18 protein-coding genes are annotated in these 21,489 nt (G+C 66.0%); 8 read left to right on the top strand and 10 right to left on the bottom strand.

The window, feature by feature from the left end; genetic code table 11:
• Positions 1-30 precede the first annotated feature (30 nt).
• Complete coding sequence (locus HWX32_RS08610) at positions 31-1,437, top strand: NAD(P)H-quinone dehydrogenase (protein ID WP_254868364.1); 1,407 nt, start codon at positions 31-33, stop codon at positions 1,435-1,437.
• A 7-nt stretch (positions 1,438-1,444) separates the two neighbouring features.
• On the opposite strand, the gene HWX32_RS08605 is transcribed toward HWX32_RS08610, so the two are convergent.
• On the bottom strand, positions 1,445-2,719 hold the full coding sequence (locus HWX32_RS08605) for a short-chain fatty acyl-CoA regulator family protein (protein ID WP_175935547.1): 1,275 nt from the start codon (positions 2,717-2,719) through the stop codon (positions 1,445-1,447).
• Positions 2,720-2,897: 178 nt separating this feature from the next.
• On the opposite strand from HWX32_RS08605, the gene prpD reads away from it, so the two are divergent.
• The 4 genes from prpD (at position 2,898) to HWX32_RS08585 (ending at position 10,116) form a co-directional block, all read left to right on the top strand.
• The gene (gene prpD / locus HWX32_RS08600) at positions 2,898-4,409 is read left to right on the top strand and encodes a 2-methylcitrate dehydratase PrpD (protein ID WP_175935546.1); all 1,512 of its coding nucleotides are present in this window, start codon (positions 2,898-2,900) and stop codon (positions 4,407-4,409) included.
• A complete protein-coding gene (gene prpB, locus HWX32_RS08595) occupies positions 4,409-5,356 on the top strand; it encodes a methylisocitrate lyase (RefSeq protein WP_075468211.1) in 948 nt (315 codons plus the stop codon). Before prpD ends, prpB begins: the two co-directional genes overlap by 1 nt.
• 39 nt (positions 5,357-5,395) lie before the next feature.
• Complete coding sequence (locus tag HWX32_RS08590; protein ID WP_075468222.1) at positions 5,396-6,541, top strand: bifunctional 2-methylcitrate synthase/citrate synthase; 1,146 nt, start codon at positions 5,396-5,398, stop codon at positions 6,539-6,541.
• A 146-nt stretch (positions 6,542-6,687) separates the two neighbouring features.
• Positions 6,688-10,116, top strand: coding sequence for a pyruvate carboxylase (locus HWX32_RS08585; protein ID WP_175935545.1), 3,429 nt, complete (start codon positions 6,688-6,690; stop codon positions 10,114-10,116).
• On the opposite strand, the gene HWX32_RS08580 is transcribed toward HWX32_RS08585, so the two are convergent.
• On the bottom strand, positions 10,117-10,614 hold the full coding sequence (locus tag HWX32_RS08580) for a GNAT family N-acetyltransferase (protein ID WP_175935544.1): 498 nt from the start codon (positions 10,612-10,614) through the stop codon (positions 10,117-10,119).
• Positions 10,615-10,638: 24 nt separating this feature from the next.
• Here HWX32_RS08580 and HWX32_RS08575 point away from each other — a divergent pair, with 24 nt between their 5' ends.
• Positions 10,639-11,562 carry a hypothetical protein gene (locus tag HWX32_RS08575; RefSeq protein ID WP_075468228.1) on the top strand — a complete coding sequence of 308 codons (924 nt, stop codon included), beginning with the start codon at positions 10,639-10,641 and terminating at the stop codon, positions 11,560-11,562.
• Here the strand turns inward: HWX32_RS08575 and HWX32_RS08570 are convergent.
• Both HWX32_RS08570 and HWX32_RS08565 read right to left on the bottom strand, forming a co-directional pair.
• Positions 11,546-13,384: an acetyl/propionyl/methylcrotonyl-CoA carboxylase subunit alpha gene (locus HWX32_RS08570; RefSeq protein WP_303049147.1), complete on the bottom strand. Its 1,839-nt coding sequence runs from the start codon at positions 13,382-13,384 to the stop codon at positions 11,546-11,548. The genes HWX32_RS08575 and HWX32_RS08570 overlap by 17 nt on opposite strands.
• Positions 13,385-13,517: 133 nt before the next feature.
• Entirely contained in the window at positions 13,518-14,396 is an 879-nt protein-coding gene (locus HWX32_RS08565; RefSeq protein ID WP_075468234.1) for a sulfurtransferase, read from the bottom strand.
• Between the two features lie 279 nt (positions 14,397-14,675).
• Between HWX32_RS08565 and HWX32_RS08560 the strand changes: the two genes are divergently transcribed.
• Positions 14,676-15,737, top strand: a complete 1,062-nt coding sequence (locus HWX32_RS08560) for a Cj0069 family protein (RefSeq protein WP_175935543.1) — start codon at positions 14,676-14,678, stop codon at positions 15,735-15,737.
• A 63-nt stretch (positions 15,738-15,800) separates the two neighbouring features.
• Here the strand turns inward: HWX32_RS08560 and HWX32_RS08555 are convergent, their stop codons facing one another.
• The 6 genes from HWX32_RS08555 to HWX32_RS08530 form a co-directional block, all read right to left on the bottom strand.
• A complete protein-coding gene (locus tag HWX32_RS08555; protein ID WP_175935542.1) occupies positions 15,801-16,559 on the bottom strand; it encodes a hypothetical protein in 759 nt (252 codons plus the stop codon).
• Between the two features lie 80 nt (positions 16,560-16,639).
• On the bottom strand, positions 16,640-17,500 hold the full coding sequence (locus tag HWX32_RS08550; protein ID WP_175935541.1) for a hypothetical protein: 861 nt from the start codon (positions 17,498-17,500) through the stop codon (positions 16,640-16,642).
• A 69-nt stretch (positions 17,501-17,569) separates the two neighbouring features.
• Positions 17,570-18,166, bottom strand: coding sequence for a nucleoside triphosphate pyrophosphatase (locus HWX32_RS08545; protein ID WP_175935540.1), 597 nt, complete (start codon positions 18,164-18,166; stop codon positions 17,570-17,572).
• Complete coding sequence (locus HWX32_RS08540; protein ID WP_175935539.1) at positions 18,166-18,384, bottom strand: acyl-CoA carboxylase subunit epsilon; 219 nt, start codon at positions 18,382-18,384, stop codon at positions 18,166-18,168. Before HWX32_RS08540 ends, HWX32_RS08545 begins: the two co-directional genes overlap by 1 nt.
• 13 nt (positions 18,385-18,397) lie before the next feature.
• A complete protein-coding gene (locus HWX32_RS08535; protein WP_175935538.1) occupies positions 18,398-19,960 on the bottom strand; it encodes an acyl-CoA carboxylase subunit beta in 1,563 nt (520 codons plus the stop codon).
• A gap of 77 nt (positions 19,961-20,037) precedes the next feature.
• A complete protein-coding gene (locus HWX32_RS08530) occupies positions 20,038-20,598 on the bottom strand; it encodes a CAP domain-containing protein (protein ID WP_175935537.1) in 561 nt (186 codons plus the stop codon).
• 143 nt (positions 20,599-20,741) lie between these two features.
• Here HWX32_RS08530 and HWX32_RS08525 point away from each other — a divergent pair, with 143 nt between their 5' ends.
• Entirely contained in the window at positions 20,742-21,470 is a 729-nt protein-coding gene (locus tag HWX32_RS08525; RefSeq protein ID WP_075468252.1) for a biotin--[acetyl-CoA-carboxylase] ligase, read from the top strand.
• Positions 21,471-21,489: the final 19 nt, after the last annotated feature.

Here is a 21,489-nt window from a genome sequence, read left to right as displayed (position 1 = left end):
GATGAAGTCTGCCCGAGGAGAGCTGTAGTTTTGTCCAAGAAGATCGTCATCATGGGCGGTGGCCCAGGCGGGTACGAAGCCGCCCTTGTCGCGTCGAAATACGGAGCCGACATCACCGTTGTGGAGGACCACGGTGCCGGCGGGGCGGCGATTCGCAAGGACGTGGTGCCGTCGAAAAGCTTCATCGCTGGCGCGAACATCAAGACCGACCTGCGACGCGCCGACGACATGGGGCTCAACCACACGCTTGGCGACGCGAAGCTGTCGCTCATGGCGCTCAACGAGCGTGTGAAGGCGCTGGCGGAGAAGCAGTCCGACGACGTGCGCCGGGGACTCGAGCGCAACGGCGTGCATTTCATCAACGGCCGGGCCAAGTTCGCTGGAGAGCAGACCGGGCACACCACGCACCGCATCGAGGTGGAAACCCCGGACGGGAACTGCGAAACCATCGAGTGCGACATGGTGCTGGTGTGCACCGGTGCGAGCCCCCGCGTGCTCAAGGGTGCTGAGCCGGACGGCGAGCGCATCCTGAACTGGCGCCAAATGTACGACCTTGAGGAGCTGCCCACCCACCTCATCGTGGTCGGCTCCGGTGTGACGGGTGCGGAGTTCGTCTCCGCCTTCGCCGAGCTGGGTGTGAAAGTGACCATGGTGGCCTCGCGCGACCGCATCCTGCCTCACGACGACGCGGACGCCGCCGACGTGCTGGAAACCGTGCTGGAGGGCCTCGGCGTGCAGCTGGAAAAGGACGCGCGCGTGGACCACGTGGACAACACCGGCGAAGGCGTGGTGGTCTACACCACCGACGGACGCGAGATCGAGGGCAGCCACGTAATGATGTCGATCGGCTCCATCCCGAACACGGCCGACTTGAACCTCGAGGCAGCGGGCGTGGAAACCACCCCGTCGGGCCACATCCACGTCGACCGCGTCTCCCGCACCAACGTGCCGGGCATCTACGCCGCCGGCGACTGCACCGACTTGATGCCGCTGGCCTCGGTCGCCGCGCAGCAGGGCCGCACCGCCGTGGACCACTCGCTCGGCGAGGGCGTGAGCCCGATCCGCCTGAAGACGGTGGGCAACGCCGTATTCACCCGCCCCGAGATCGCCGCAGTGGGTGTCACGGAGCAGCAGATTGTCGACGGTGAGGTGGACGCCGACATCTACAAACTGCCCCTGAACACGAACCCGCGCGCGAAGATGCGTTCTTTGCAGCACGGTTTTGTGAAGATCTTCGCGCGCAAGGGCTCTGGCCAGGTGCTCGGCGGCGTAATCGTCGCCCCGACGGCCTCCGAGCTCATCTTGTCCATCACCATCGCGGTGACGAACAATCTTACGGTGCGCCAGCTGGCGGAATCGATGGCGGTGTACCCGTCGCTGTCCGGCTCGATCACGGAGGCGGCGCGCCGCCTCATTTCGAAGTCCGACCTGGCGTAGCTGGCGCCTATCCCTCTACGCGCGCGTGGGGGAATGCGCGCTGCGGGCAGCGGGCGCGCGGGCACGTGTCGCACCCGGGGCCGATAGGGGTGGCGGCCGCCGGGTTCAAGTCCAGGCCGTCCGCGTAGACGAGCTGGCTGGCGTGCGCCGCGTCGCACCCCAGCGCCACGGCGTGCTCGCGCCGGGGTGCGCCGAACCCCACCGCCGGTCCTTGCACCATGCGGGCCACCCACATCTGCGTGCGCCCGTCCGGAGTGACGGAGACCTGCCGTGTCACGCGGTTGGGGGTTTCAAATGCCCGGTGCACCACCCACAACGGGCAGGATCCGCCCTCGCGGGAGAAGTGGAACGGTGCGGTCGCCTGGCGTTTCGAAATCGTGCCTGAGCGGTCGGTGCGGATGAACACGAACGGCACGCCCTCCGCGCCCGGCCGTTGCAAGGTGCCGAGCCGCTGGCAGGTGGACTCAAACCCAGTGCCGAAACGGGCGGAGATCACGTCCACGTCGTAGCGCGTCTCCCGCGCCGCGGCGAGGATCTCCGCATACGGCATTGTTACGGCCGCGGCGAAGTACTGGCCCAAGCCGTGTTCGGTGAGGCGGCGGGTGGCGGCATCGTCGATAGCAGCGACGCGCTCGGCGAACATCGACGCGTAGCTGAGCCTGCCGTAGTGGTAGGACAACTCGAAGCACTGCTGCGCCTCTGTGAGACCGGCGCGCAGGCGCACCTCGCGGCCTAATTGGTCGAGCTCGGAGCGGGGGCCCTCGACGTGCTGGTTGAAGCGCACGGTGTAGCCGAGGTCCCGGTCGAAGGCCGCCGCGAGGCGGGTCAGGCGCAGCTGGCGTCCGGCGAGGCGGGCTGCGAGGGCTTCGGCCGTGGTGTCGATGTCGTGGAAGTAGTTGCGGTTGGCCTGGAAGTAGTTGCGCGCGCCCTCGTAGGGGTCGGGGGCAGCGCCGCTGAGCGTGGCCGGGATGGCGCGCACCGCGGCGGCAATGGTGGGGAAGCGCAGCGCGAAGTCCGCCAGCTCGCTTTCGGGGATGGCGGGCAAGAGGTCTGCGAGCTCTGCAACCTGCTCGCGTTCCGCCTCGCCGGAGAAGTAGGCGGCGTCCACCCCGAAGGTGCTGGTGAGCTTGAGCAGCACCGGGGCGGTTACTGGGCGCTGGTCGTTTTCTAGCTGGTTGAGGTAGCTGGGGGAGATGTCGATCAGCTGCGCCATCTCCACCTGGGTCAGGCCGCGGCTTGTGCGCAGCATGTGGATCTGTCCCCCCGCGTAGAGCTTTGCCACTGTGCCGCACTCCTTCAATTGCCGTGTTGTCCTGCTGGTTTACAAACTATTGCAGAACGTCGTCGGGTGGGACGCAAAGTGTCACAAAAATTACTATGACCCGCGACACAAATGCCGCAATAGTATGAGATGCGACATTCCAGTCACCCGTATCCCTTGTATGAGGAGACATCTGCCAATGATCAACCACGAAGTACGCACCCATAAGTCCGCGGAGGACTTTCCCATTGAGGAGCATCTGGCCTACAAGGTGGCCAAGGTCGCGGCCGACCCGGTGGAAGTGCCGGAAGACACCCGCGAAATGATTATCAACCGCATCATCGACAACGCTTCTGTGGCGGTGGCTTCCTACGGCCGCCGCCCTGTTGCTGTCGCCCGCGAAATGGCGAAGGCCCACCCGGTGGACAACGGCGGCGCCGAGGTCTTCGGCGAGGACGGGAAGTACTCCGCTGAGTGGGCGGCGTTTGCCAACGGCACCGCGGTGCGCGAGCTCGACTTCCACGACACGTTCCTTGCGGCCGAGTACTCCCACCCGGGTGACAACATCCCGCCGATCCTGGCCGTGGCGCAGCACAAGGGCCTCAACGGCAAGCAGCTCATCCGCGGCATCGCCACGGGCTACGAGATCCAGGTGAACCTGGTGAAGGGTATCTCCCTGCACGAGTTCAAGATCGACCACGTCGCCCACCTCGGTCCCTCGGCCGCGGCGGGCATCGGCACCATGCTCGAACTCGACGTGGAGACCATCTACCAGGCTGTTGGCCAGGCGCTGCACACCACCACCGCAACGCGCCAATCGCGCAAGGGCCTGATCTCCTCCTGGAAGGCGTCCGCCCCGGCGTTCGCCGGCAAGATGGCCATCGAGGCCGTGGACCGCGCGATGCGCGGCGAGGGCGCACCGGCCCCGATCTGGGAGGGCGAGGACGGCGTGATCGCCTGGATGCTGCACTCCCCGGACCGCACCTACACTGTGCCGCTTCCGGCAGACGGTGAGCCTAAGCGCGCGATCCTGGAGACCTACACCAAGGAGCACTCCGCGGAGTACCAGGCGCAGGCGCCGATCGACCTGGCACGACGCATGAAGCAGACGATTGCAGATGCCGGCAAGTCCACCGCGGACATCGAGTCGATCGTGCTGCACACCTCGCACCACACCCACTACGTCATCGGCACCGGCGCGAACGACCCGCAGAAGATGGACCCGAACGCGTCGCGCGAGACGCTGGACCACTCCATCATGTACATGTTCGCTGTCGCGCTCGAGGACGGCACTTGGCACCACATCGACTCCTACGCGCCGGAGCGCGCGAACCGCCCGGAGACCGTGGAGCTGTGGCACAAGATCTCCACGGTTGAGGACGAGGAGTGGACCCGCCGCTACCACTCGCCCGATCCGAAGGAAAAGGCGTTCGGCGCCAAGGCCGTCATCACCTTCACCGATGGCACCGTGATCGAGGACGAAATGGCAGTTGCCGACGCAAACCCGCTGGGTGCGCGCCCGTTCGAGCGCGACAACTACATCCAAAAGTTCCGCACCCTGGCCGAGGGCATTGTTGACCAGGAGGAGCAGGACCGCTTCCTCGCGGCTGTACAGGACCTGGAGAACCTCACCGACCTGTCCGAGTTGAACGTCCGCGTCAACGCGCAGACCGTTGAGAACGCTCCGGAAATCCCGGGAGGCATCTTCTAATGTTCGCACCCGACAAAACCCCGAACGAACGCCGCAGGGCACTGCGCGAATCGCTGACCAGCGACACCATCACCAAGCTGCCCGGCGCGTTTAACCCGCTCACCGCGCGCCTGATCGAGGACATCAGCCGTGAATCGGCTGATGGGTTTGAGGGAGTGTACGTCTCCGGCGCGGTGCTGGCCAACGATTTGGGCCTGCCGGACATCGGCCTGACCACACTGACCGAGGTCGCGGCGCGCGGCGGCCAGATTGCCCGCGCGACGAATTTGCCAGTGCTTATCGACGCTGACACGGGCTTTGGCGAACCCATGTCCGCAGCCCGCACCGTAGCCGAGTTTGAGGCCGCCGGTCTCGCCGCGCTGCACTTGGAGGACCAGGTGAACCCGAAGCGCTGCGGCCACCTGGACGGTAAGGAAGTCGTGCCGCGCGATCTGATGGTCCGCCGCATCACCGCCGCGGTGCGCGAGCGCCACGACGACGACTTCGTCATCTGCGCCCGCACCGACGCCGCCGGCATCGAGGGCATCGACGAGGCCATCGAGCGCGCGAAGGCGTACGCCGACGCGGGTGCGGACCTCATCTTCACCGAGGCGCTCTACTCCGAGGCGGACTTTGAGAAGTTCCGCGCCGCCGTCGATACGCCGCTGCTCGCGAACATGACCGAGTTCGGCAAGACAGACCTCATCCCGGCCCCGCGCCTGGAGGAGCTCGGCTACAACGCCGTCATCTGGCCGGTGACTACCTTCCGCCTCGCCATGGGCCAGACCGAGGAGATGCTGCGCGATATCGCGAAAACCGGCACGCAGGAGCCGTGGCTGGACAAGATGCAGCACCGCTCCCGCCTCTACGAGCTCGTCCGCTACGACGAGTACAACCAGTTCGACCAGTCGGTGTTCACCTACTCCAAGGACACCTACTCCCAGACCTTCCAAACCGATTCACAGTAGACGCATCGCGTCTACCCGCAGAAACTCAAAGGAGACATCATGTCTGACCAGGAAATCCGCAAGGGCCTTAACGGCGTTGTCGCCGACTACACCGCAGTTTCCAAGGTGAACCCGGAGACCAACTCGCTGCTCTACCGCGGCTACCCGGTGCAGGAGCTCGCCGAGAACTGCACGTTCGAAGAAGTCGCGTACCTGCTGTGGAACGGCGAGCTGCCGAACGAGGAGCAGCTCGCGGAGTTCCGCGGCGGCTGCATGGCCAACCGCGACATCGACGAGGAACTCATCCAGATCATCAACTTCATGCCGAAGGACTGCCACCCGATGGACGTGCTGCGCACCGCAGTGTCCTACCTGGGCACGGAAGACCCGGAGAAGTTCACCCCGGATTCGGACCACCTGCGCGGCATCGGCCGCAAGCTGCTGGCAAAGCTGCCCACCATCGTGGCCACCGACATCCGCCGCCGCCAGGGTAAGGAGTACATCGCGCCGAGCAAGGAGAAGGGCTTTAGCGAGAACTTCCTCTGGATGGTCTTCGGCGACGACGAGAAGTCCCCGGCGAACATCCCGTCCGACATCGAGGCGTTCGAGAAGACCATGATCCTCTACGCCGAGCACTCCTTTAACGCCTCCACCTTCACCGCCCGCACCATCGCGTCCACGATGTCCGACGGCTGGTCCGCCATCACCGGCGCCATCGGCGCGCTGAAGGGCCCGCTGCACGGCGGCGCGAACGAGTTCGTGATGCACCACATGGAGGAGATCGGCGACCCGGCGAAGGCCGAGGAGTGGTGCCTGAACAAGCTGAAGAACAAGGAGCTCGTGATGGGCTTCGGCCACCGCGTGTACAAGAAGGGCGATTCGCGCGTGCCGACGATGGAGGCCGCCTTCAAGAAGCTCGCCGCCGAGCACCCGGAGAAGGACGCCCAGAAGTGGGTCGAAATGTACGACATCATGGCGAAGACCATGCACGACAACACCTCGATCAACATCCGCCCGAACCTGGACTTCCCGTCCGGCCCGGCCTACTACATCCTGGGTTTCGACATCGAGTTCTTCACCCCGCTGTTCGTCATGAGCCGCATCACCGGCTGGACCGCACACATCATCGAGCAGTTTGAGAACAACTCGCTGATCCGCCCGCTGTCCGCCTACAACGGCCCGGACGAGCGCCACGTGGAGAAGTAAGGTCTGCTGCTTCGCGGGCGTCGAGAGCACATTGCTTATCGACGCCCGCCTTTTCTGTTGTATTACCAAATCGCAAAAAACTCACCTGCGATGGCATAAAATACTGTCTGTTGATTTTTGCCCTTTTTCCGGAAAGGAACCCCCGCATGAACCCGGATAACCTCCCGCTCAACGACCTCCCCGCCTTCAAGAAAATCCTTGTGGCGAACCGCGGCGAGATCGCCGTCCGCGCGTTCCGCGCCGCGTTCGAAACTGGCGCGAAAACCGTCGCCGTGTACCCGCGCGAGGACCGCAACTCCTTCCACCGCCCGTTCGCGGACGAGGCGGTGCAGATCGGTGTGGAAGGTCAGCCTGTGAAGGCCTACCTGGACATCGACGAGATCATCCGCGCCGCCAAAAAGACCGGCGCCGACGCGATTTACCCAGGCTACGGCTTCCTCTCCGAGCGCGCCGATCTCGCCCGCGCCTGCCGCGACAACGGCATCAAGTTCATCGGCCCGTCCCCGGAGACGCTGGAACTCACCGGCGACAAGTCCGCCGCTGTCCAGGCCGCCGAGCGCGCCGGGCTGCCGGTGCTGAAGGACTCGGAGCCGTCGGCTGACCCGAAGGAACTTGCGGAGTTTGCGAAGGACTTCGAGTTCCCCGTCTTCGTCAAGGCTGTCGCCGGTGGTGGCGGTCGCGGCATGCGATTTATTGAGAAGCAAGAGGACGTCGAAAAGCTTGCTGCTGAAGCTTCCCGCGAGGCGGAAGCCGCCTTCGGCGACCCCCATGTCTACATCGAGCGCGCGGTGATCAAGCCGCAGCACATCGAGGTGCAGATCATGGCCGATTCCCACGGCAACGTGGTGCACCTGTTTGAGCGCGACTGCTCCGTGCAGCGCCGCCACCAGAAGGTCGTCGAGATCGCGCCCGCGCAGCACATCACCGAGGAGCAGCGCCAGCGCATCTGCCAGGACGCGGTGAATTTCTGCAAGGAGATCAACTACGAGGGTGCGGGCACCGTCGAGTTCCTCGTCGACGAGCAGGGCAACCACGTGTTCATCGAGATGAACCCGCGCGTGCAGGTGGAGCACACGGTGACCGAGGAGGTCACCGGCATCGACATCGTGAAGAACCAGATGTACATCGCCGCCGGCGCCAAGCTTGCCGACGTGCACCTGGAGCAGGACCTCATCGAGGTCAACGGCGCTGCGCTGCAATGCCGCATCACCACCGAGGACCCGGCGAACGGCTTCAGGCCCGACTCCGGCGTGGTCACCGGCTACCGCTCCCCGGGCGGCGCCGGAGTGCGCCTCGACGGCTCCGTGGCCGTGGGCACCATCATCACCCCGAACTTCGACTCGCTGCTGGTGAAGATGACCTGCCGCGGCCGCAACTTCCAGGTGGCCGTGGACCGTGCGCTGCGTGCCCTCAACGAGTTCTCCGTCACCGGCCTGTCCACCAACATCGGCTTCCTGCGCGCACTGCTTTCTGAGCCGGAGTTCCGCAACGAGCGCATCAACACCGGCTTCATCGCGGATCACCCGCACCTGCTCGAGGCGCCGGCTGCCGCGGACGACGCGGGCAAGATCCTCGAGTACCTCGCTTCCGTGACGGTGAACAAGCCGAACGGCGAGCGCCCGACGAACATCCAGCCGTCGAAGAAGCTGCCGAAGAACGACTACGGCGAGCTGCCGCGCGGCTCCCGCGACGAGCTGTTGGAACTCGGCCCGAAGAAGTGGGCCGAGAAGCTGCGCAACCAGACCGCGCTTGGTGTTACCGAGACGACGTTCCGCGACGCGCACCAGTCGCTTCTGGCCACCCGCGTCCGCACCAACACCCTGGTTGCGGCCGCGAAGCACGTCGGCCACCTCACCCCGGAGCTGACTTCGGTGGAGGCGTGGGGCGGCGCGACTTACGACGTGGGCATGCGCTTCCTCCACGAGTCGCCGTGGATGCGCCTGGACGAGCTGCGCGAGGCGATGCCGAACGTGAACATCCAGATGCTGCTGCGCGGCCGCAACACCGTGGGCTACACCCCGTACCCGGACTCGGTGACGAAGGCGTTCGTGCGTGAGGCCGCGACCTCCGGCATCGACATCTTCCGTATCTTCGACGCGCTTAACGACGTCTCCCAGATGCGCCCGGCCATCGACGCGGTGCTGGAAACCGGCACCACTGTCGCCGAGGTCGCCATGGCGTACTCCGGCAACCTGCTGGACCCGAACGAGGACCTCTACACGCTGGACTACTACCTAAACCTCGCCGATGAGATCGTCGAGGCGGGCGCCCACGTGCTGGCCATTAAAGACATGGCCGGTTTGATGCGCCCGGCGGCGGCGGCGAAGCTGGTCAGCGCGCTGCGTGAGCGCTTCGACCTGCCGGTGCACGTGCACACCCACGACACCGCAGGTGGCCAGCTGGCCACCTACCTGGCGGCCGCGAACGCGGGCGCGGACGTGGTCGACGTGGCCTCCGCGCCGCTGGCTGGCACCACCTCCCAGCCGTCCATGTCGGCGCTGGTGGCAGCGTTCGCGAACACGGAGCGTGACACCGGCATCGACCTGCAGGCCGTCTTCGACATGGAGCCGTACTGGGAGGCCGTGCGCCAGGTCTACGCCCCGTTCGAGTCCGGTATTCCGGGCCCGACCGGCCGCGTGTACAAGCACGAGATCCCCGGCGGCCAGCTGTCTAACCTGCGCACCCAGGCGAAGGCGCTGGGCCTGGAGGACCGCTTCGAGCTCATCGAGGACTACTACGCCGGTGTGAACGAAATCCTCGGCCGCCCGACGAAGGTCACCCCGTCGTCGAAGGTGGTCGGCGACCTGGCCCTGCAGCTCGTGGGGCAGGGCGTGAGCCCGGAGGAGTTCGCGGAGAACCCGCGCAAATACGACATCCCCGAGTCCGTCATCGGCTTCCTGCAGGGCGAGCTGGGCACCCCTCCGGGCGGCTGGCCGCTGCTGCGCGACAAGGCGCTGGAGGACCGCTCCGAGGTCGACCACACCGTGCAGGTGCCTGAGGAGCTTGCACCGGATCTGGAAAGCGATGAGCACACCGCCCGTCGCGCGGCGCTGGATCAGCTGCTGTTCCCGAAGCAGTACGCCGAGTACCAGGAGCACCTGCGCGCCTACGGTGTGACCGACCAGCTGGGCGACAAGGCGTTCTTCTACGGTCTGGAAGAGGGCGAGGAGACGATGATTTGGTACGGCGAGATCGACGAGAACCGCCCGCCGCTGGTGGTCAGCCTCGACGCCGTGGGCGAGCCGGACGAGAAGGGCATGCGCCAAGTTATCCTCACCGTCAACGGCCAGGTGCGCCCGATGGTGGTGCGCGACGAGTCCGCCGAGTCCTCCGTCGCCGAGGTGGAGAAGGCCGATTCTTCCAACCCGGGCCACGTCGCCGCACCGTTCGCGGGCGCCGTGACCGTCACGGTGAAGGAGGGCGACGAGGTCAAGGCTGGCGACCCGGTCGCGTCCATCGAGGCGATGAAGATGGAGGCCGCCATTTCCGCGACGAAGGACGGCGTGATCGAGCGCGTCGCCTTCACCCAGCCCACCAAGGTTGAAGGCGGCGACCTGGTGGTTGTGATCAGCTAGTTAGCCGCGCGCGAGATCGAGGGCCATGACGTTGTCGTGGCCCTCGACGTCTGTGAAGCCGAAGGTTTCGTAGCGGTGGCGCGCCCGCGGATTGTCCGGGTCGACCCACAGGGCGAGCTTCGGCGCGCCTTGGCGGCGGGCGAGGTCGGCGGCCGCGTCGAGCAGTTGCACCGCGAGCTGGTGGCCCGCGTACCGGTTCTCCACCGCGATGGCCAGCTCAGGGATGCCGGGCCCGAGGTTCGCGTTGCCCTCCTCAGGCGTGGCCCAGTAGCGCAGCCACACACCGCCTGCTGGGGTGCGGAACTGGTCGAAGGCGATCACGCCGCTTTCGCGCTCGGGGTCCCACTCGCCGACGTAGATGTCGGAGCCGTCGCGTTCCTTTTCCCCGATGGTGCCTTCCTCGTCGCCGAAGACCTCCGTGAGGTAGTTCAGGCGCCGCAGGTACGTGCGGTCTGATTCGGTCGCTTCGCGCAGGGTGAACGCAATCGGGGTATTCATGCGCACCACGGTACGCTTACCCGCATGGCAATTTCGCGTTCGCTTCCCGCCGTCGCAGCTGCCGTGGTGCTCGCGTCGGCTGTGGTCCCGGTTGTGGCCCCGGCCGCGTCGGCCGCCGCGGAGGTGGCTCAGGGTGCGGCGCTTCGCGTGGACGGGCGCTACACCTGCACGATTGGCTACAACGACGCGAAGCAGGGGTTGAGCTACACGGCGGGGCATTGCGGCAAAGCAGGAGCACGCGTATCGACGCCTGACGGTTCCGCAACCGGCACCTTCAGCCCGTCTTTGCTCTTCGGTTCCAGCGACACGGGCAACGACTGGGGCCTGGTGACATGGGACCCCGGTGTGCGTTTGGGCCCGAATCGCTTTAGCGGCGACGCGGTGGTGGACCCGGCGGACGTGTCGAAAGGGGACCGGGTGTGCTTCTACGGTTCCGCATCCGGCCGGATGCACTGCGGCGCGTACGTCGGCAGCCTGGCGAACAACGTCTACTTCGATGCCGGGGACGGCGACAAGGGCGATTCCGGCGGGCCGGTGTGGGTGCAAAACCGCGGGTTCATCGGCGTGTTCTCGGGCGCGAGCAAGATCTGGGATGACGGCGGGCTCGAGGTGAGCCTGTCGCGCGCGTCCCAGCCGATTAACGGCGACGCTGTGCGCGGGGAGCAGGAAATTGAGCTGCTCTCGGCCTACGGGCGGGTGCACACGCCGAAAGCGCACGCCGCCTACGTGCCGGGGGAAGGTGCTGCTGGCGCTGCGGCGAAGCTCACCCAGCGGGCGCAGCAGCGTTCCTCGGAGTCGTCGTCCTCAGCGATTGTGGGTAGCTCCGAAAACGCGGCGCTGCCGGTCATTGTGGCGATCGTGGTCGGGGTCGCGGTCGCGTCGATCCCGGTGCTGCTGAAGATGGCAGAGGAGTTGGCCCCGCTGTATCTGCCTACTTCAGCTCCATAAGCACAGCCGCCTTATTCACCTGGGCACCGGTCTCCACGGCAAGGCCGGTAACGGTGCCAGCCTTGTGAGCCTTGACCGGGTTTTCCATCTTCATCGCTTCCAGCACGACGAGCACGTCGCCCTCGGCCACCTCGTCGCCCTCAGCGACGTTGACCTTCACCACGGAGCCCTGCATCGGCGCCGCGACCGCGTCGCCGGAGGCGGCCACCTTGCCGGCCGCGCGACGCTTCTTCGGCTTGCGGCGAGCCGCGCCGCCTGCGACGAGTTCCTCCGGCAGCGCCACCTCGAAACGGCGGCCGTTAACTTCCACGGCGAAGATGCGGCGCTGAGGTGCGGTGGTGTCTTCTGAGTCTGCAGCGTCTGTAGCATCTGGGGCATCTGGGGCGTCTGCGACGGCCCCCTCAGGCAGGCCCGCCCACTCTTCCTCGATCCAGCGCGTGTACACGTCGAAGCCAGCTTCATGGCCCATACCGTTGCCCACGAAAGCCGGGTCGTCCAACACGGCGCGGTGGAACGGGATGACCGTCGGAATGCCGGACACCGCGTACTCGTCCAGTGCGCGGCGGGCGCGCTGGATCGCCTCCTCGCGGGTCTCGCCGTAGACGATCAGCTTCGCCAACATCGAGTCGAACTGCCCGCCGATCACCGAACCAGCCTCCACGCCGGAATCCACGCGCACACCCGGGCCCGCGGGCTCCGAGTACGCCGTGATCGTGCCCGGCGCCGGCATAAAGTTGGCGGAAGCGTCCTCGCCGTTGATGCGAAACTCGATGGCGTGGCCGCGCGGGGCCGGGTCTTCGTCGATAAGCAATTGCTCCCCGCGCGCGATGCGGAACTGCTGGCGCACCAAATCCACACCAGCGGTCACTTCGGTGACCGGGTGCTCAACCTGCAGGCGGGTATTGACCTCCAGGAAAGAAATCAGCCCGTCGGAACCCACCAAGTACTCCACCGTGCCCGCGCCGAAGTAACCCGCCTCGCGGCAAATCGCCTTCGCGGAGGCGTGGATGCGCTCGCGCTGCTCGTCGGTGAGGAAGGGGGCCGGGGCTTCCTCCACAAGCTTCTGAAAACGGCGCTGCAGCGAGCAGTCACGCGTGCCCATCACCACCACGTTGCCGTGCATGTCGGCTAGCACCTGCGCCTCGACGTGGCGCGCGCGGTCCAAGTAACGCTCCACGAAGCACTCGCCGCGGCCGAACGCAGCGGTCGCCTCGCGCGTGGCAGACTCGTACAGCTCCGGGATCTCCTCACGCGAATACGCGACCTTCATGCCGCGGCCGCCGCCGCCGAACGCAGCCTTGATCGCCACCGGCAGCCCGTGCTCGTCCGCGAACGCGAGCACCTCCTCGGCGTCCGCGACCGGATCCTTTGTGCCCGGCGCCATCGGCGCGTCCGCGGCTTCAGCGATGTGGCGGGCAGTGACCTTGTCGCCCAGCGCAGCGATCGCCTCCGGCGACGGCCCGATCCACGTTAGGCCAGCGTCAATAACCTTCTGGGCGAACTCCGCGTTCTCGGACAGGAAGCCATAGCCGGGGTGGATCGCATCCGCCCCCGACGCCTCGGCCGCCGCGATCACCTTGTCCATGTCCAAGTAGCTCTCAGCCGCAGTTGTGCCGCCGAGGGCGAACGCCTCGTCCGCCAAACGCACAAACGGCGCATCCGCGTCCGGCTCGGCGTACACCGCAACGGAGGCAATACCTTCATCCTTCGCCGCGCGGATCACGCGCACCGCGATCTCGCCACGGTTAGCCACCAAAACCTTGGTCAGGGAAGTGGGCAGGCTCGAAGCGGTTGTAGCAGTTGCCGGCTGGGTGGAAGCCACGAAGCAATCCCGTCCTTTACGTACTCGCGAACACGTCTGGTGGTATCTACCGAAGAAACATCGGATAAACGTCGCACCATGTTACCGCGCGTCCGCGCCTCACGCGTCGAACCGTCCCGTAAAACCGGCGAGGTTATTCGCCCTTCTCCACGGGTACGCGCACTAAGTTGCCCCACTCGGCCCAGGAACCGTCGTAAAGCGAAATGTCCTCAAAACCCAAAATGTGGTTCAGCACGAACCACGTGTGCGAGGAGCTCTCGCCGAGCTGGCAGTAGACCACCGTGCGCGCCGACGGGTCGAAATCGGCGTAAATCGCCTTGATGTCCTCCAGCGGGCGGAACCGCGAATTCGGAAAGACCGAACGGCCCCACGTCACGTTCACCGCGCCAGGGATGTGGCCGTAGCGCAGCGTGCGCACCCCGGGCTCGTCCGGCTCCGGCTCGATGCCGGCGAACTGGTCGGACGGGCGAGCGTCGATAAGCTGCGCAGGCTTTTCCTCCAACAACTCCGAAGCAAACGTGCGGAAGGGCGAATCCTTGCGCTCAACCACCGGATAATCCGACGCCGGGTACTCCGGCACCATAAACGACGTGTCGCGCTCCTCACCCATCCACGCGTCGCGGCCCCCGTCAAGCAGACGCACATCCGGATGCCCGAACAACTCAAACACCCACGCCGTGTACGCCGCCCACCAATTGGAACGATCGCCGTACACCACCACCGTGTCCTCGCGCGAAATGCCGCGCGAACGCATCAACTCCGCAAACGCCTCCCCGTCGATGAAGTCGCGCACCAGCGGATCATTCAAATCCGTGCGCCAATCGATGCGCACCGCCCCCGGGATGTGGCCGATGTCGTAGAGGAACGCGTCCTCGTCGCTTTCAACCACCTTCAACCCCGGCATACCGAGCCGCGCCGACAGCCACGCCGCCGACACAAACTTCTCCGGGTGCGCGTACTGCTGAAACTGCGGGTTGTCGTCGAACTCGATGCCCACCTTCGCTACCTCCATCACGCGGGAACGTCACGGTACCCTGCGCCCGCCAACGTTACCCACAATCAGCCCCTCCACGCGCGGAAACCACGGAAAAATAGCCCGTCCGGGGCTGCTAAAAGCGCGTGTGTGAGGTTCGGCACTGTCCCCGCGCTCGCCCCGCATAACTCACGTGCAACGTTTAGAGTCGAGTGAGGAACACACAGGTTACGGCCAACGTCGTTCCCGAATTTTAACCGTCGTGCGGCGCCACAATTTCCGCTGTGCCGCACGAGCGCACCTAGGAAAGGGATTGCAGTGAAAAAGGCGATTGTTGTCTTCGAGGTTGAAGGCGGCTCCGACAAGTACATCGACGGCCACCGCAAGGACACCATGCCCATCGTGAACGCGATCAAGGAGAAGGACTGGAACTCCGAGGTCGTCTACTACCGCCCCGAGTGGACCGAGGACCTGTTCAACTACGTCTCCGAGAACTTCGACGCCTACATCTCCCGCGTGAACCCGGGCAACATCCCGGGCGGCGAGAAGGGCTACTTCGACCTGCTCACCCGCCTTTCCGAGGCTGGCCTGGTCGGCATGTCCACCCCGGAGGAGATGGTCTCCTACGGCGCGAAGGACGCCCTGGTCAAGCTCAACCAGACCGACCTGGTTCCGGCAGACACCGCCGCGTACTACGACGTGGAGTCCTTCCACGAGACCTTCCCGACGTCGCTGTCTTACGGCGAGCGTGTGCTGAAGCAGAACCGCGGCTCCACCGGCTCCGGTATCTGGCGCGTGCGCCTCGCCGACGAGTCCCTGGCCGAGTCCGTCGAGCCGGGCACCGCCCTGCCGCTGGACACCAAACTGAAGTGCACCGAGGCTGTGGACAACCACACCGAAGAGCGCGAGCTCGGCGAGTTCATGGACTTCTGCGACCAGTACATCATCGGTGACAACGGCATGCTGGTGGACATGCGCTTCATGCCGCGCATCACCGAGGGTGAGATCCGCATTCTGCTGGTCGGCCCGCACCCGGTGTTCGTCGTGCACAAGAAGCCGGCCGAGGGCGGCGACGCGTTCTCCGCAACCCTGTTCTCCGGCGCGAAGTACACCTACCAGAAGCCGGAGGAGTGGCAGGAGCTCGTCGACATGTTCGCCGAGGCCCGCCCGGTCATCGCTGAGAACCTCGGCGGCGACAACATCCCGCTGATCTGGACGGCCGACTTCATGCTCGCCGACGACGACGAGACCGGCGAGGACACCTACGTCCTCGGCGAGATCAACTGCTCCTGCGTCGGCTTCACCTCCGAGCTGGACATGGGCATCCAGGAGCTCGTGGCCGAGGAGGCCATCAAGCGCGTCGAGGAGAAGCACGCGTAAGCCTTCACCCCTAGCGCTATGCCCCGGTTTGCGCCGGGGCATTTTGCTTATCGACGGCTACCGCTAGTCATACGTGCCCAACATGTACGCACTGGTACCGTCGTCCCACCTGTCGTAGAACGCGCCCTGGTCGCCTGAGACTGCGGTGACGCGGCCGCCCTCAGCTTCGAGCGTGACGTCGTAGTTGCCGGTGAACCCCTCCGCGGTGGAGCGGGTACGCTCGCTGAACCTGAAGCGCAAGGTGTCGTCGCCGTCGAGGTAGACGTCGTCAATGCGGCCAAAGATGCGCATTTCCCCGTCAGGCACGCCGTCAACGTAGATCGCGATGCCATCAGTGATGGAACCTGCTGTACCGGCCACGCCGTTGACGTCGCCAAGCTGCCCGCGAAATACGATCCAGCTGATAGGGGCGCACGGATCGTAGGCGTTCTCGATGTCGTCGATCCAGAAGTTGTAATCGCCGTTACTCACCGCCGGCATGCGCCCCGGGGCGGAGCCGTCCGGGTACATGTCGCGCGGATCCTTCGGCAGGGAGGCGCAGTCGCGCGGCCGCGGCGCCTTCGAGCTGGTCCGTTCCGGGCTCGTGGCATCCTTATCCTCGCCGAACTTGGCCTTGCCGTCGGCGTCCTCCTTGTTGCCATCCTTGCTGTCTGTGTCCTGGCCGTCTGTCTCGCTGTCGCCGGGGGCAGCGATGCTGGTGAACACCTCGGGGGCGGCGGCGGTGTCATTCCCGCCGGAGCCCGGGAGGTCGCAGGCGGCGGTGGCGAACACGAGTGGCAGGGCAAGCAGAGCGCGGGCGGCGCGGCGGCGATTGCGGAGCATGCCGGTAAGCATAGCGCCCATGCGCAGCAAAAACCCGGTTCCGCGCATCTGGTGCGGAACCGGGTGAATGGGAACGGACTTTACGCGTTCGGGGTGGAGTCCGGCTTGTCAGTCGGGTTGGAATTCTGCGGTGCGTCGAAATTCACCGCGGTCGAGCCGCCGGTGTTCTGCTGCGGTTGGCCCCACTGGCCCTGCTGTGGCTGGCCCTGCTGTGGCTGGCCCTGCTGTGGCTGGCCCCACTGCGGCTGCTGGTGCGGCTGCTGCTGGTGCTGCGGTGCCTGCGGCTGGCCCCACTGGCCCTGCTGTGGCTGGCCCCATTGCGGCTGCTGGTGCTGGTGCTGCGGTGCCTGCGGCTGCTGAAGCGGCGGCTGGTAGCCCATGTTGAACTGCGTGTTCGCGGTGGCTCCGAAACCCTGCGGCGGCGCGAACTGCTGCGGGTTGTGCATCGCCTCATCCCAGGAGGTGCCAGCGGTGGTGGCGGAGTAGATGTACTCGTTCGCCTTGTCCTTGAACTTCTCCAGAGCCGACTTGTCCAGGATGGACACGGTTGCGCTGGAGACGCCACCACCGTTGTTGGTGATGTCCAGGCTCGCAAGGATGGCGTTCAGTGCCAAAGCGGTGAACAGCAGGAAGAACAGGAAGAACACCCAGCTTTCCTGCATGCCGAAGAGGCTGAGGATGGCAAGGATGCCGAAGAGGATGAGACGGCCGGCCTTCACGGTCACGGACGCGTTGACACCGGCGACGGAACCCATGGGGATCGAGCGCTCCTCGAAGCCCAGCGGGATGATGCCGAGGATGGTGTTCGGGGTCTTCACCGCGATACGGCGGTTGGTGACAAGGAAGGTGGAGCGCAGCCAGAACAGGACGAGGTTAGGGCGGAAGGAGATGGAGTACAGGCCCTTCTCGCCGGGAGTGAGATTGATGTCGGTTTGAGCCATGCACGGGATATTAACAGCTGTCGAGCTTAAATATCTTGTTAAGGGGACCGATCCCCGCTTGGGCGCGGTCTACGCACGCCAGAACGCGGACGCTTCAAGCCCAAACGAGTAGAGCGCCTTGCGTAAAAACGGCATCGAAAGGCCAATTACGCTGGTCGGATCGCCATCAACGGAATCGATGAACCAACTGCCTAGCGCCTCGAGCGTGAACGCGCCGGCGCACTCGAGCGGCTCGCCGGAAGCCGCATAAGCATCGATGTCCGCGTCGGAGACGTCCCCGAAACGAATCGCGGTTTCGACCGGCCCGGTCACCCACGTGCCGTGGTACACGGCCGCGTGGCCGGTGACCAAGTGGGCCGTTTGGCCGCGTTGCGACTTCCACCGGCGAACCGTTTCTTCGGCGGTGTGGGGTTTGCCAAGCAGGTGCCCGTCGAGAAGCAGCATTGAATCGCAGCCCACCACCACGTCATCCGGGTAGCGCGGGGCAACCGCCTCCGCCTTCGCGCGGGCCAGGGCAGTTACGCGCTCGGAGGGGGAGACGTGGGAAAGCGAAGCGAGCAGCGCGTCCTCGTCAACGTCCGCCGGGTGGCAGACGGGATCCACGCCGCCCTGTTCAAGCAGCATGCGTCGCGACGGGGACTGCGACGCGAGCACCAGCCGCGGCATTAGAAGTACGCCGCCGAATCGAACGCGTGCGGATTGAACAGCGCCTGCGGGTGCAACGGGGATGCCTCATCGCCCCACAAGTTTCGGTCCGCCGGGACCGCCGCCTCCGCGCGCTGGCGCAGCATATCATTGAGGGCGCTGGCTAATGCGTCGAGTTCCTCGGCCGTGGGGTTGCCCTTCACCACTGAGATCTGGCTGGCTTCAATGCTTTTCATCATGGAAAAGGCCTCCTTACAGCGGAATGTTGCCGTGCTTCTTCTGCGGCGGGTAGGCCACCTTGCGCTCGAGCAGACGCAGGCCCTCCAGCACCTGTGCACGGGTGGCGCTCGGTTCGATCACCGCGTCGACCAGGCCGCGCTCCGTGGCCACGTACGGGTTCAAGTTGTCTTCGGCGTAGGCGGCTTCGTCGGTGCCGATGGCTTCGGCGGCGGTGGCGGCGTCGGCAAGCGCGATCTGCGCCGTCGGCCACGCAAAGACCAAGTCCGCGCCCAAGCCCTTCGAACCGAGCAACGTGTACGCCGGGCCGAGCGCCTTGCGGGTAACCACGGTGATCGTGCCCACCTGCGCCTCGGCAAACGCGTACGCCAGCGCGCTGGCGGCTACGACAGCACCGGCATGCTCTTCCTCCACTGCGGGCAGGAAACCGGGGCAGTCCACGAACTGCACCACCGGTAGGTTGAACGCGTCGCAGGTGCGGATGAAGCGCGCGGCCTTGCGGGCGCCGTCGCGGGTGAGACAGCCCGCGAGCACGCTCGGCTGGGTGGCCAGCACGCCCACTGCGCGGCCGCCGATGTGCGCAAAACCGGTGAGCACGCTGCCAGCGAACGTGGCGCCGAGCTCGAAGAAGTCCCCGTCGGTCACCGCGTTGATGATGTCGGCGGCGTCGTAGGGCTGGTTGTCGTCGTCCGGCATGAACGTGTCCAGGTCCGCGGTGGCGTCGGCGCCCGCGCTAGCTTCGGAGGCACCGAGCGGGGAGGCGGCGCGGTTGTTCAGCGGGAGGTAGCCCACGAGGGTACGGGCGAGATCGACGGCCTCAAGATCCGTCGCCGCCGTGAGCTGGGCCAGGCCCGTGCGGGTGGCGTGGACCTCGCGCCCACCGAGTGCCACTGCGTCCACTGCGTCCACTGTGTCCACAGCGTCCACAGCACCGTCAGCGTTCCCGTTCACCTTCGCCACAATGTCCGGGGTGGCCATGTGCAGGGCCGCGCCCTCGGCCATCACGGTCACGTCCGCGAGCGGCACCGGGGTGGCGGCCAGCGACGCCACGTCGCCAGCAACAACTGCGATCTGGGGCACCATGCCGGACGCGCGCGTAGCAGCCGCAAGGATCTGCGCCTGCATGTGCGCGGTGACGATGCCCTCCTGCCAGCGCGCGCCGACGGAATCATAGATGCCGATCAGCGGCACGCCGGTCTTGGTGGCCAGGTCGTAGATCTTCAGGATCTTCTCCGCGTATGCCTCGCCCATCCGGCCGTCGAAGATCGTCGGGTCTTGGGAGAAGACGCAGACCCTGCGGCCGTCGATAAGCCCATAGCCCGTGACCACACCGTCCGTGGAGGGCTTCGTGCGGTCCATCTTGAACGCCTCGACGCGGTGCTTAGCCAGGGCGTCCGTCTCTACGAACGAGCCTTCGTCGAGAAGCTTCTCCACGCGCTCCCGGGCGGTGGCGGCGCCCGTTGCGTGTACTGCGTCGATCGCGTCCTGACCAGCCGGCGCCTGCGCGTCGGCGAGACGGTTGCGCAGATCCTCAATGCGCCCCGCCGTGGTGGTCATGTCGGGTTTCGATGAAGTCATAGGGGGCAAGTGTAATCATTAGCCGCGGCGACGCGCACGCCGCACGCCCGCGGACACGCCCGAAGTATGGAGCGCAGTTAGTAGCGGGCGAAGTTCTGCACCGCGATCTGGCGGCCGTCGCGCGTCATGGCCACGCCGACGCCGAAGTGGGTCGCGTGCGGATCCATCATGTTCGCGCGATGCCCCGGCGACTTCGCCCAGGTGCGGATGATGTCGTCCGCGGTGGCATCCGCCCCGACACCCGCAATGTTCTCAGAGGCGCCCTTCCAGCCGCGCGGGTAGGAATCCGCGAACTTCGGACGGTGGTAGAACGCCCCATTCGCCGACAGCGTGTTCGCCCAATCCTGCGCGAGGTTGTTCAGGCGCGGCTCCACCTTCAAGGTGCTCAGGCCGTGCGCACGGCGGTAGCGGTTGGTCGCCGCCTGCAGCTCCTGCTGCGAGACGGCCCTGCGCGCCACGGGTTTCGGCGCGGGTTTCGGCGCGGGTTTCGGCGCGGGTTTGGGTGTGGCGACCACACGGGTTTGGGCCGGCTTGAGCGCGGGCTGAGGTTGCGCGACTTGGTTGCCGGCGCCGGCACCGCCGAGCGCGGCAAGAATAGTGAACACGATGGCGAGCAAGAATCCGATGAGCTGTTCCATGGGGGACACGAACCTTTCTTGGTTTCGGCCGCGGTGACGGCCGGGGGAAACTGACACTTCAGACGCTAAAACCGGAGGTTGGCGTGTGGTGGTGGGGAGGGGAGTGGTCCCCTTTAGCGTCGATAAGCAATAAGCTTTTCCCCATGACTGTGCGCGACATCCAAGCCATCCAGGACCGTGTGGCCGAGTACTGGCCCGAGGTGCGGTGGGTCGAATCCACCGGCTCCACCAACGCCGACCTGCTGCGCGACGGCGCGCCCGGCACCGTGCTCATCGCCGACGAGCAAACCAGCGGCAAAGGTCGGCTCGGACGCACCTGGGTGTCGCCGAAGGGGTCGCAGCTGGCCATGAGCATGGTCGTCGAGGTGCCCGACCCGCCGCAGCCGTTCGGCCTGTTGTCCATCGCGCCGGGCGTTGCGGTCACCGACGTTGTGCCGCAGGCGCAGCTGAAGTGGCCCAACGACGTGCAAATCGGCGGCAAGAAGATCGCGGGCATCCTCTCCGCGCTGGACCTGCCGCGGGTGGTGGTGGGCATCGGCATCAACGTGGCAATGCGTGAGGAAGACCTGCCGGTGCCCACAGCGACGGCGCTCAACCTCGAAGGCATCGACGTGGACTTCGACGATTTCGCCGCCGACATCCTGCGCGCCATGGGCATCCGCCTGCGCCAATGGGCCGAAGGCGACCCGCAACTGCTCGAGGACTACCGCGCCGTGTGCTCCACCATCGGCCGCACGGTGCGCCTCGAGCTGCGCGAGGGCGAAGAGACGGTCACCGGCACGGTTACGGGCATCAACGATGAGGGCGAAGTGCTTATCGACGGCTCCGCGTACGCCGTCGGCGATGTCCACCACCTGCGCCCGACGACGTAAGCGCACTGATTCAAACGCA

This window comes from Corynebacterium sp. Marseille-P4321, assembly GCF_903645305.1.
GTDB lineage: Bacteria > Actinomycetota > Actinomycetes > Mycobacteriales > Mycobacteriaceae > Corynebacterium.
This window is presented reverse-complemented; position numbering and strand designations above follow the sequence as displayed.